At 67.9% G+C, this 10851-nt stretch carries 11 protein-coding genes; 4 read left to right on the forward strand and 7 right to left on the reverse strand.

The genetic code is table 11. From position 1 onward, the window contains the following. Nucleotides 1-38: 38 nt before the first annotated feature. The 4 genes from Amac_RS52765 to Amac_RS54370 form a co-directional block, all read right to left on the reverse strand. The gene (locus Amac_RS52765) at nt 39-3443 is read right to left on the reverse strand and encodes an ATP-binding protein (RefSeq protein WP_155361971.1); all 3405 of its coding nucleotides are present in this window, start codon (nt 3441-3443) and stop codon (nt 39-41) included. A gap of 186 nt (nt 3444-3629) precedes the next feature. Further along, on the reverse strand, nt 3630-4337 hold the full coding sequence (locus Amac_RS52770) for an HAD family hydrolase (protein ID WP_246269258.1): 708 nt from the start codon (nt 4335-4337) through the stop codon (nt 3630-3632). Nucleotides 4338-4660: 323 nt separating this feature from the next. Further along, on the reverse strand, nt 4661-5293 hold the full coding sequence (locus Amac_RS52775; protein WP_155361973.1) for an HAD family hydrolase: 633 nt from the start codon (nt 5291-5293) through the stop codon (nt 4661-4663). Between the two features lie 94 nt (nt 5294-5387). Further along, a complete protein-coding gene (locus tag Amac_RS54370; RefSeq protein WP_170323106.1) occupies nt 5388-6299 on the reverse strand; it encodes a siderophore-interacting protein in 912 nt (303 codons plus the stop codon). A 245-nt stretch (nt 6300-6544) separates the two neighbouring features. Here Amac_RS54370 and Amac_RS52785 point away from each other — a divergent pair, with 245 nt between their 5' ends. After that, on the forward strand, nt 6545-6718 hold the full coding sequence (locus tag Amac_RS52785; RefSeq protein ID WP_155361974.1) for a hypothetical protein: 174 nt from the start codon (nt 6545-6547) through the stop codon (nt 6716-6718). A 185-nt stretch (nt 6719-6903) separates the two neighbouring features. Then, a complete protein-coding gene (locus Amac_RS52790; RefSeq protein ID WP_155361975.1) occupies nt 6904-7614 on the forward strand; it encodes an MBL fold metallo-hydrolase in 711 nt (236 codons plus the stop codon). 181 nt (nt 7615-7795) lie between these two features. On the opposite strand, the gene Amac_RS52795 is transcribed toward Amac_RS52790, so the two are convergent. After that, entirely contained in the window at nt 7796-8302 is a 507-nt protein-coding gene (locus tag Amac_RS52795; protein WP_155348273.1) for a DUF6912 family protein, read from the reverse strand. 435 nt (nt 8303-8737) lie between these two features. Continuing rightward, nucleotides 8738-9394, reverse strand: a complete 657-nt coding sequence (locus Amac_RS52800) for an HAD family hydrolase (RefSeq protein WP_155361976.1) — start codon at nt 9392-9394, stop codon at nt 8738-8740. A gap of 208 nt (nt 9395-9602) precedes the next feature. Here Amac_RS52800 and Amac_RS52805 point away from each other — a divergent pair, with 208 nt between their 5' ends. Together Amac_RS52805 and Amac_RS52810 are read left to right on the forward strand one after the other, a co-directional pair. Further along, entirely contained in the window at nt 9603-9851 is a 249-nt protein-coding gene (locus Amac_RS52805; protein ID WP_155361977.1) for a hypothetical protein, read from the forward strand. 44 nt (nt 9852-9895) lie between these two features. Continuing rightward, entirely contained in the window at nt 9896-10330 is a 435-nt protein-coding gene (locus Amac_RS52810) for an ASCH domain-containing protein (protein WP_246269259.1), read from the forward strand. A gap of 325 nt (nt 10331-10655) precedes the next feature. Here Amac_RS52810 and Amac_RS52815 read toward each other — a convergent pair. Continuing rightward, nucleotides 10656-10851, reverse strand: a 196-nt coding sequence (locus Amac_RS52815) for a hypothetical protein (RefSeq protein ID WP_218041806.1), incomplete at its 5' end; no start/stop codon positions are given.

The following is a 10851-nucleotide window of genomic DNA, read 5'->3' on the forward strand; positions in this document are numbered from 1 at the left end:
CTGGGTGGGTGGGAGAACCACCGTGTCATGACCGCCGGTTAATTCTCCTGGAGAGCGGCACGGGCGCGGGCCTCCCAACGGGGTGCTCGCGCGCGTTGTGCGACCTTGAGGGCCTGCCGCCAGTCGTCGGCCGGGTCCTTGCCGAGCAGGACGGCGAGCCGGGCCATACATTCGGCGACGGGCCCGAGGATCATGGATATGGTCTCGCCGCCGCAGATGCAGTCCCGGTAGGGCGACAGCTGTGCGTAGATCTGCTCGGCAACGTCCCGAACCCCCAGGATGACGGCGGCGTCGGCGCGGAACGCCTGCATGAGCAGCCAGAGGTAGTCGAAGGCGGGTTCCTCGCGCAGCAGTTCCACGGCCTCCGGGCGGCCGTCCATCGCCGCGCGGACCGCGAGGAGTGGCCGCGCGGCATCGGGATAGCCGTCGGCCAGCTGCTGGATCTCCGGATCAGCCTCGGCCAGGCGTCCCTGCTGATACAGATGGATAACACGGACGACAGTCATCGTGCCGTATATGTCCCACATTTCAGCTTCGGTGGCGTCTGCCGCGACCTTCGCGAAGCCCCGGACCGCTTCGGCCTCGTCCCCCTGCATCCGCTGGATGGCGGCGGTGGCCAGGCCGGCGAGGGCGGCGGCCTCACGTAAGTCGTACCGCCCCGCGAGCTCCCGTGCCGCCTCGACCAGCGCCGACGCCCCATCGACGTCCGCCCGCGCCAGCAGCGCCGAACTGCTGGACAGCAGGCCGAGCGCCTCCACGCCAGGCAGTCGCTCCCGCCGACCCAACTCCATGAGCTCGGCGCCGATCTCCAGCACCAGGTCGTACTGCCCGGGAACCCGGTTGACGTAGTACCGGGCGTTGAGCGCGACCGCCAGCACGGAGGCGTCGCCAAGACCCCTGGCCAGCGCGACCGCCTCCTCGGCCGCGGCGGACGCGCCCACCGGGTCGTGCCAGATCGCCGCCTCCAGCGCCAGCGTCGCCAGCAGCCGGGCGCGCAACTCGCTCTCCCCATCCGGCAACCCGGCCAGAGTGCGGCGGATCAGTTCCACGTGGGCCACGTCCGTCTGCCCGTGGGTGCGGTTGTTCCACATCATCGGGGTGTCAATGGCGGTGATCGCCGCCGCCGTGAGCGCCCGATCCCCCGTCACCTCCGCGGCCCGGATCGCCTCCGCCCGCGACTCCCGCGCCGACTGCGACAACCCCGCCAGCTGCTCGGCCCTGGCCCGCTCGCGCAGCAACTCAGCGCGTACCCGCCGATCCCCGCGCGGATCCAGCAGATGCACGGCCAGCGCCCGCGCCCACAGCGCCACCGCCGACCGGAACGCGAACCGCTGCTCCGCCTGTACGGCTGCCGCCCGGCAATACCGCACCGCCTGGTCCGCGCACCCCAGCGTGGCGGCCTCCGCGAAATGATGGGCCAGCGCACCGACGTCGGCAGGGCGCAGCTCCTCCATCGCCTCGGCGATCCTGAAGTGCAGCCGGGCCCGCCGGAGTTTCGGCAGGTCACCGTAGATGGTGTCCATGACCAGAGCGTGCGCGAAACGCACCCGGCCCGGAGCGGGTTCCTCCAGCAAGCCGGTGACGACCGCGATCTCCAGGGCGTCGTAGACCTCGTCGGCCTGGTGTTGCTCGGCCCGTACCAGCACGGAGACCTCGCCCTCGCGGCCGAGCGCGGCGAACGTGCGCAGCACGTTCCTGGCGACGGCGGGCAGCCGGGCCACCCGGCGCCTGATCACATCGGCGGCACCGGCCGGAACCTCGCTGGTGGCGACCAGCACGCCCTCGCTGGCCAGCAGCCGGGCGGTCTCCCTGGCGTAGAACGGGTTCCCGTCGGCGCGCGCCGCGATGGCGGCCACAGAACGGTCGTCGGCGCGGTCCTCGGCGTCGACCTCAGCGCAGGTCAGCCGCACCAGAACGGCCACGTCGGCGGCGGCCAGACCCGCCAGGTCGATGCGCGTCGCCTCCTGCCTGGCCAGGGTGGAACACGTCTCGGCCAGCTCCTCGCTCATCTCGGCGGACCGGTAGGTGCCGGCCACGAAGACCGCAGCCGGTTGCCGGTCGGCGGCGAGATCCCGCAGCGCGGCGAGCGTGGCCTCGTCCGCGCGGTTCAAGTCCTCCAGCACCACCAGCAGCGGGCGGGTCTCCGCCACCCTGGCCAGATATCCGGACAGGGCCCGATGCACGTGGAACTGGGTGGTGGACGCGCCCAGCCGGAGCACCTCCCACTCCTCGCGGCTGCGCGGCACGAGGGGGTCGAGGGTGGTCATGACCTGGGCCCACGGCCAGAGCGCCGGCGAACCCTCCGCCTCGGGGCAGCGGCCCCAGGAAACCAGCCAGCCGCGGGCTTCCAGTTCCGCCGCGAGCACGCTGACCAGGGCGCTCTTTCCGATCCCCGGCTCTCCGGAGATCAGGGCGGCGCCACGGCTACCGGATGAGGCGATCATCTGGGCGGCGTCGAGGAGTGTGCCGAGCTCACCGTCCCGGCCGATCAGCCGGGGGACTGATCTTGGATCATCTATGCCGGGATTTTTCATCCGGGAACGTGAAATGTCCGGCCTGCGCTGAGGCTGGCCGACGTGCTCGCTCGGTTCCGTCGCTCGCGCGATGCCGCCTATGTCGCTGTCGGCGAGATTCGCCAACCCCCGGCCCTCCGCCTGGCCGAACAACATCGCCGCGTGGTCGAGGGCGGGATCCTGCGCCAGGACCGCGACCTCGGTCTCGCGCAGGCGCGGACCTGGATCCACCCCGAGCTCCGCGACCAGGACGTCCCTAGCCCGGCGCAGCACCGACAACGCGTCGCCCTGGCGGCCGGATCGGTAGAGCGCCAGCGCAAGCAGCCGCCACGACTCCTCCCGCAGCGGCGACTCGGCGACCAGCACCTCCAGCTCGGCGGCGGCCGCGGCCGCCCGGCCCGACGCCAGCAGGCCCATCGCGCGCAACTGCCGGGCGTGCGCCCGCAACTCATCCAGGCGTACGACCTCCGGTCCGGCCCACTCCTCGGCCGCCACCTCCGAGTACGCGGGACCCTGCCAGCGAGCGAGCGCGCGATCCAGCAGGGTGACGGCCTGGCCGGGGGCACGGGCCAGGCCGGACTCCTCGGCCTGCCGTACTTCCTGTTCGAACAGCCAGGAGTCGAGGTCGCCGGGCTGGATGCGCAGGGCGTAGCCGGGGGCGGCGCTGACAAGGACCTTCGCGGGGGCGCGCGGCGGACGATCGGGTTCGAGGACCCGGCGCAGGAGCGAGATGTTCGACTGGAGCAGGCCGGAGGCGCCCGAGGAGATCGAGTCGCTCCAGAGATCCTCGACCAGGCGATCGGCCGGGACCACGCGGCCACCCGCGAGCAGCAGGCGGGCCACCACCGCCCGCTGCCGCCGGGGTCCGAGCGCGATCGGGTGACCGTCCGCGGTGAACGCCTCAAGCGGCCCGAGCACCTGGAAACGCATCCGTACCTCCACGCAACCGGGCTTTGTAGCGATATATCGCCCTAATAGTGAGGCGACAGGTTGGAACGAGGCAAACAGGATGGCGTCTCAAGCCTTGATCGGACCTCGCGGCCGGCTGGACCGCGGGTCAATTGGCCCTGCGGTCGGCCGGGCGTGGGTCAGCCAGCCTTGCGGTCCGAGCTTTGATCAGCTGGCTTTGCGGTTGACCGGGCTGGTGAGGCGGGCGATGGCGGCGACCACTTCGGAGGCGTTGGAGAGGTCGGGGAGGACGATGTCGGCTCCGGCTTCGGCCAGTTCGGCCTCAGTGGAGCGGCCCGAGGCGACGGCGATCATCGCGGCGCCGCCGATCTGGGCGGCCTGCACGTCGCGGGTGGAATCCCCGATCAGGACGGTGTTCCCGGCGTCGAAGCGGAAGCCGTACTTGTCCTTGGCCCGGCCCTGCGCGACCTGGAGCAGCGTGGCTTTGGGGTAGACCTCCTCGCCGTACCCACCGACCTCGAAGTCCACCCACTTGTTCAGCCCGAAGGCGGCCAGCTTGTGCACGGCATTGGTCTTGATCGTCCCGGTCAGCACCGACTGCACGACCCCGTCCAGCCGGGAGATCGCCTTCAGCGCGTCCTTGGCCCCCGGCATCACCCGGCCCTCCTTGTCCAGCCGCCGCCGCTTGTCCGTGAACGCCACGGCCAGCGCGTCGATGAACCGGGGCAGGTGGTAGTCCTCCACCTGGATCCCGTTGATCGCCAAGGTCTCAAAGATGATCTCCGAGTCGGGCCGCCCCATGGCCACCGCCAGCTTCACCAGCGGCCGCCCGGTGACCATCCGGAACGCGTCGGCGTACGCGTCCCGAGCAACGATCGTGACGTCCACCAGCGTCAGATCGACGTTCCAGAGCACGAGCCGGTTAATGGCGACCTCCGAGGGGACGAACTCAACTCCGCCCAGCGTACGGCCAACGCCCCCCGCTTACCCCATCCGATGCCAGATGGATTGCCCTCTTCCGGGCAGATCGTCCCCGCCAACCCGCCCGACAAGCTCCAGATCCGCTACGCCGCCTTCAGGCCCCGACGGCCGCGCCGTCGCCACCGGCGGAAAGGACGGGCACCGTACGGATCTGGGATCACCGACCACACCGAACCCACGATCCTGCGCGGCCACGAAGGCCTCGTCTGGGGAGTGGCCTTCAGCCCCGACCCGAGTCGGTCAGGTAGCCGGATCCCTCAGATGAGGTCTAGTGCTTGCGACAGGGAGTCCACCACGGGCACGCCTACTCGCTGCAGTTCCGAGCGGCGGGTCATGCCGCCGGTGTAGAGGATTGCCCGTGCCCCCACATGCTCGGCCGCATGTGCGTCATCGACGCTGTCGCCGATCACCACGACCTTGCTGGGATCGAGATCGAGCGCCTTGAGATGCAGCACCATGTGCTCCGCCTTCGGCCCACCGGAAGCCGCCCGGAGCCCGTCGACGCGGGTGAAGTGGTGATCGATCCCGAACTCCCCCACTTTCGGCACCAGACGATCGTGCCCCCACATCGACAACAGCGACTGCGTCCGCCCCGAGTCCTCCCAGGCCCGCAGGCTCGCCGTCGCGCCCTCGGCCAGCCGGCACGCCAGCATCAGCCGGTGATAGTGCTCATGAAACCCATGATCGAGCTTCTCCCACTCGCCTTCGGCCAGCGGTCGCCCGATGATGCGCTCATACGCCACCCAGATCGGCCGCGTATAAACCTCCCGAAACCCCTCAAGATCAAACGGCCCCACTCCGTACGGCCGGAAGATCTCGTTCGTAGCCCCCACGACCGCGTCCGTGTCGTGGAAGAGCGTCCCATTCCAGTCCCAAACAATGTGTGTCATCGTCCCCCAACTTTAATCGACCCCACCGACAACCCCCAGGCCACCCACCCCATCGGCACCTCTTCACCCACCGATCCGGGCCATCTCATCACGACTATTCCATCCCGATCTTCCCCGGCGTCCAGAACGGTTTGGTGAGCACCGCCCGCCGCGACCACCCGCGCTCCCGCACCAAATGCTCACGAACCCTCTGAACCGTCTTCGCCTCCCCCGCCACATACGCGACCCCACCACCACTGCCCTTGCTCTTGCCTTCGCCGCCACCACCGTCATAGCCACCGTGGCCGTCGTCGCTGCCGTAGCCGCGGCCGTCGCCGCCACCGTGCCCGTCGCCGTCACCGTGGCCACCGCCACCGTGGCCGTGCCCGTCGCTGCCGTCGCCGCCACCGCTGCCGCTGCCGTCGCCGTCGCCGTCGCCGTCGCCCGGAAGGCTTAGCTCTCGAACGGCCTCAACCAGGGCGTCCGACTCTGCGGCGCTCCGCTCCCCCCGAAAGATCCACTGAATTCGGTCCCCGAGTTCAAGCCGATCCTCCGGCCCTGCGACCTCAACAACCCCGTACACCGAAGCGCTCGAATCCAGCCCACGAATCATCGGCCCGAACGCCACTGCTGCGGTTTCCTCTCCTACGAACAGGTGAAATGCCGCTTTCTGCGCGACAAACGCCCCCTCCGGCTTGTTGAAGGTCACCTCATCTCCCACCTTCAACCCCCGAGCCCAGCGCGCCCCCGGCCCGTCCCCGTGATCGAGGACACGTAGCTCCAGCCCTCCATCGAGGTTCCAGACCGAATAGGTCCGCAAGAAATCCCGAGGCCGCCGCCAATTCTGAAACGTCAAGGGATCTGTGACCAGAACCCGAACCTGCTGCCCGGCCACCCACGCAAGGTCACCAATCCCCTCCCCCTCCACCCGAATCCCCAGCATCCTCCCCGCGACCATTCGAACCTCAGTCACCAACCCCGTGACCAGGATCAGATCTCGAACCCGCCGCCCCAGCGACCGCGACACAGAAGATGCACTCATAGCCCCGGAACAAGGCCACCACGGACCCTGCCCCACACCCCAATCCATCCGATCGACAACGAACCGCCCACCCAGACAAGTCAAGATATATCTCGACTTGCCACCCGTCAATGCTCCCGACTTGCGTCCCATAGGGCGCATACACGACGTCACCCCCGACGTCGAGGCCTACCGCCACCACGACGTCGTGTCCAAGGACTCTCAGCTCAGTCGCGGGCGAACCAGCCACGATGATCACCTATTTCGGCTACATCGCCGTGCTCTTCGGCACCTCCGACGACGGCGACGAACCTCCCGACCTGCTCGGCACCCTGATCCGCACACGAGGTCACCCCGAGTACAGGAGTCACGCCCTCGAGCGACCACGCGCCCGGGCATCCGCCCCCGGCATCCTGACCTCTTGAGCACAGCACGAACACCCCAGCGACTTTGCCCATCGGCCTCTCGATGCGGGAGGGGGTGGTCTGACCTGTGCAGTTGATTGCTGGCTCGGCGGCGACTTGGGTCAGTTTTCTTCACCGCGAGTCGGCCGAGTCCGCCGTCGGCGGACAGCCCGGGAACGGACACAGCGGCCTGCCAGGATGACCGGATGGGCAGCAACACGGCGGTGCATCGACTCGACTTGGGATACTTCGTCCGACCTGCGACGGAGACCGGAGGCCCGCAGCCGCGAGTTGAACCCGTGCTCGCCTATTTGGTGCGGCGCGATGAAGGACTGATCCTCTTCGACACCGGTGTCGGTGCCGTCGACCCCGAGACCGAGGCCCACTATCGACCCCAACGCAGGGCGCTTGAAGGCGCCCTCGCGGCTGCGGGAGTCACCCTCGCGGATGTCTCCCTGGTGGTGAACTGCCACCTCCACTTCGACCACTGTGGAGGGAATCCCTTGCTTGGCGGCAAGCCAATCCTGGTACAGGCCGTGGAGTTGGCCACCGCCCGCCAGGGCGGCTACACAATCGACGAACTCGTGGACTTCCCCGGTGCGACCTACGAGGAGATCGCCGGCGAAGCCGAGGTCTGGCCGGGAGTCTGGATCATCCCCACTCCCGGGCATACCGATGGGCACCAGTCGCTGGTGATCCGGCAGAGCGATGGCACCGTGGTCCTCGCCGGGCAGGCACACGACTTCGCATCCCAGTTCGCGTCTGATCACCTGGCTCGCCATGCCGCCCTCCAAGGTCTGGACCAGCCGCTTCCCACCTATCGACGATGGCTGGAGCGGCTCAACGACTTCGACCCACGACGAGTGCTCTTCGCGCACGACTGCTCAGTCTGGGAACCGCCCCATCAGAGCGGTTGAGACCATCCACCCCGGGCGCTACCTGATCACCCGAACAAGACTGGCCCATTGGCATCAATCATCGAGTGCGGTGACCACGAACCTTGGCGGGGTCAAGCTGGCTCACCGGACCCGGCGATTCGCAGCTTCCACCCAGGTGAACGTTTCCGGACACCGCAATAGGCGAGTTCGGGCGGTTCTGCTAGGTCAGGAGGTCGGGGATTTCCTGGGTCGCGTACCAGAGGAGTTCGTGGGCGTCGGCGCCGTCGACGGTGAACTGGGCGTCGTCGTCGCCTTCGTCGGCGGCCGGGAGCGCGATGATGGCGGCGGTGACGTCCTCTTGGGCGGAAAGGTCGTCGATATGGACCGAGGCCAGCTTCGCTAGGGGGACCGACTCCAGGACGCGGACACGGCCGCGGTCGTCGAGGTCCGGGCTCACCAGAGTTGTCGCGTCGGGCACCTCGGCGGCTACCACCACACGACGGGCGGGAGCCGCGAAACCGTCGGCCTTGTCAGCGGCGAGCATGCGCAGGGACGCGCGGGCGGCCTCCATCAGGGCGACATACTCGAGTTCCTCGGTGTCCCCGGAGACGTACCACTCAACCAGTGCGGGTGTCACCGCGAATCCGGTCAGCGGTGCCGGCCCGAGTTCGCCGGTGGTCACCGCGCGGGCCAGCGCCGGAAGCGTGCACGGCAGGTAGACACGCATGAGGTCCTCAAGGTGGTCGAATCTGAAGCGGTCGAATCTGTCGAATCCGAAACGGTCAGATCTAGCCGGATCCGACGCGGTCGGGTGTGACGTGATCTGAACTGCTGGATTAGCCGGATCCGACGCGGTCTGATTTGGTCGGATCTGAGGTCGTCGGGTGGTCGGAGTTGATCGAGTCTGAACTGGGTCGAGTCTGAACTGGGTCGAGTCTGAGCTGGTCGAGTCTGAGCTGGTCGAGTCTGAACTGGGTCGAGTCTGAGCTGGTCGGAGCTGAGGTGTGGCCACGGACGCTCTGATGCCGGGAGCTCCGCACGGATCCGGCGCGCCCCAGGGCCTGGAACGCCGCCGATCACCCCCGAGTGTGCCAGCACCGCAGGAGTTCTCGCGAGAACCATCCCGGCACGCCCATCCCAAAAGCACTACGGGGACGTGCCCCTAGGCGATGCCATCCCCCAGACGGTGGCCGGTGAGAGCTTCCAGTTGGGTGATCGTGACGCTGGGCGTGTGGTGGTGGAGCCCATGGAGGCCAAGGGATTGAGCAGCGACGACATTGGCTTCGATGTCGTCGACGAAGACACACTGGTCGGGGGCGAGGTCGAGCAGGCCGAGTGCGTGATGAAAGATTCGAGGCTCGGGCTTGCGCATGCGAACTTCACCGGAGATGACCACCGCATCGAAGAGCGCGTCCCAGTCATCCCGCGGATAGTCATTGGCCCACGAGTTCGACACCAGGCACGTCTTCACCCCCGCAGCACGAGCCCGCCGCAACATCTCGTTCATCGATTCGACCGGCCGGAACCCCGCGAACATCCGGCTCAACAGCCCGTCAGCCAACGGCGGAACCCCATCCACGGTAAGCAACCGAGTAGCGAGCCCCCGCTCAAACTCCGCCGCGGAGATCTCCCCCCGCTCAAGCGCATGAATCGTGTTCTCCCCATCGGCCGCCCCCTCATAGGCATGCCGAATCAGCTCCCGCATCACATCCCGATACCGCGCCCCATCAATCCGATCAGCAACAATCCACTCATCAATCGCCTCCTGCAGCCCAGTAGTAAGAACCCCACCCCAATCAATCAACACACCCTCAACCACAAACCCTCCCGCCCCAAGACTCCCCACCAAAACTTCTCCAGCCTAATACGCCAGCCCGAGCTCATAGGGAGATGGCGGCCGATCTCGACAGCCGTTGAACGGACACCGCCGCCCGCTGGACCTGACCGACGGCGCCGGACCTCAAACTCGCCCAGGCAGGCCACTTCCCCACCGCTGGGGTAGCGACCGTCGCCGTCGCCCGGAAGGCTTGACTCTCGAATCGTCCACCTATCTGGGCGCGGCCTACCTGCGCTACGGCTCGCCGTCGGGCACGGATCTCTTGGGCGAGCAGGTTCAGAAGATCTGGCTCGGCGAGACCACCCCCGCCCGTGCGGCCCAGAGCGTCCAGCCCGGCCTCAACCAGGGCGTCCGACTCCGCAGCACTCCGCTCCCCCCGAAAGATCCACTGAATTCGGTCCCCGAGTTCAAGCCGATCCTCAAGAGGGGAACTGGATAGTTCCTCGACGACTACGTCGACGCGATGGTTTGCTGGCCAGCACGATGATCGCCGACCCGAAGCACTTCTATCGCTCCTACACCACCCAGGAACTTAACCGTCTGATGACCAGTCGTCCCGCCGCCCACGTTGCGCCGCGCGCCCGCGAGATGAACCTCTACCGCCGCTACTTTGACCTGGTCGCGAACGGGACCAAGACGATCGAGGTCCGCGTCCAGTACCCCAACCTCCGCAACCTCGCCGTCGGCAACCACATCCGGTTCGTGTGCGGCCGCGACGACGCCCTCACCAGGGTGAAGCGCGTCGCCCGCTACACCAGCTTCGAGGAGATGCTGGATGCCGAAGGCCCGCAGAGGGTCGACCCGACCAGCCCTCGCGACCTGCAGCTCACCAACATCCGCCACATCTACGGCCCGGAGAAGGAAGCCCTTGGCGTCCTGGCCATCGAGATCGAACTCCTCGACGCATCTGCCTCTTGACCAGTCCGCAGGCCCCCTTGCCCCTGATGCCACAGGGTGAACGAGATTCCGGACTCGTAGACGCTGGTGGGGGTGGCGACCGCGAACCGCCGATGAGCTTGGCGAGTTCGACGTCGACGTTGGCGAGGCCGAAGAAGTTGATGTTCTCGCTGTGGCAGATCTGCGTAGGGTCGGGCGTGTTGAGGGGTTGACCGGCTGGAGTGTCTTCCTGCCCACCCGCTACGGCTCTCGACCACCACACGGCACCCAATTGATTGCCGCAGAACTCCCACCCGCCCAGCCCTTTGATTTCCCCTCGGGCTCCGCCCGACCCCGTCATCCCCCGTCATCGCCGTGGTTCCCACACGAAACAACAGCCACAGCCCCAGGGTCGAAGGAGTTCTCGCCGTGTGAGACCGAGGGCGATGAGCGGGTTGTGGAAGTCGTCGCGTGCCCAGCGGGCGCCTTCGGCGATGTCGGTGAAGTTCAGCAGGCGTAGCGCGCCGATCGCGTAGCTACGCATGGTGGCGCGCCGATCGCGT

The organism is Acrocarpospora macrocephala (genome assembly GCF_009687865.1).
In the GTDB taxonomy this organism is placed as follows: domain Bacteria; phylum Actinomycetota; class Actinomycetes; order Streptosporangiales; family Streptosporangiaceae; genus Acrocarpospora; species Acrocarpospora macrocephala.

Coding starts and splice junctions, on each gene's coding strand:
- Amac_RS52765 (WP_155361971.1), bottom strand. CDS start 3,443: ATGCGTTTCCAGGTGCTCGGGCCGCTTGAGGCGTTCACCGCGGACGGT.
- Amac_RS52775 (WP_155361973.1), bottom strand. CDS start 5,293: ATGACACACATTGTTTGGGACTGGAATGGGACGCTCTTCCACGACACG.
- Amac_RS52785 (WP_155361974.1), top strand. CDS start 6,545: ATGATCACCTATTTCGGCTACATCGCCGTGCTCTTCGGCACCTCCGAC.
- Amac_RS52790 (WP_155361975.1), top strand. CDS start 6,904: ATGGGCAGCAACACGGCGGTGCATCGACTCGACTTGGGATACTTCGTC.
- Amac_RS52795 (WP_155348273.1), bottom strand. CDS start 8,302: ATGCGTGTCTACCTGCCGTGCACGCTTCCGGCGCTGGCCCGCGCGGTG.
- Amac_RS52810 (WP_246269259.1), top strand. CDS start 9,896: ATGATCGCCGACCCGAAGCACTTCTATCGCTCCTACACCACCCAGGAA.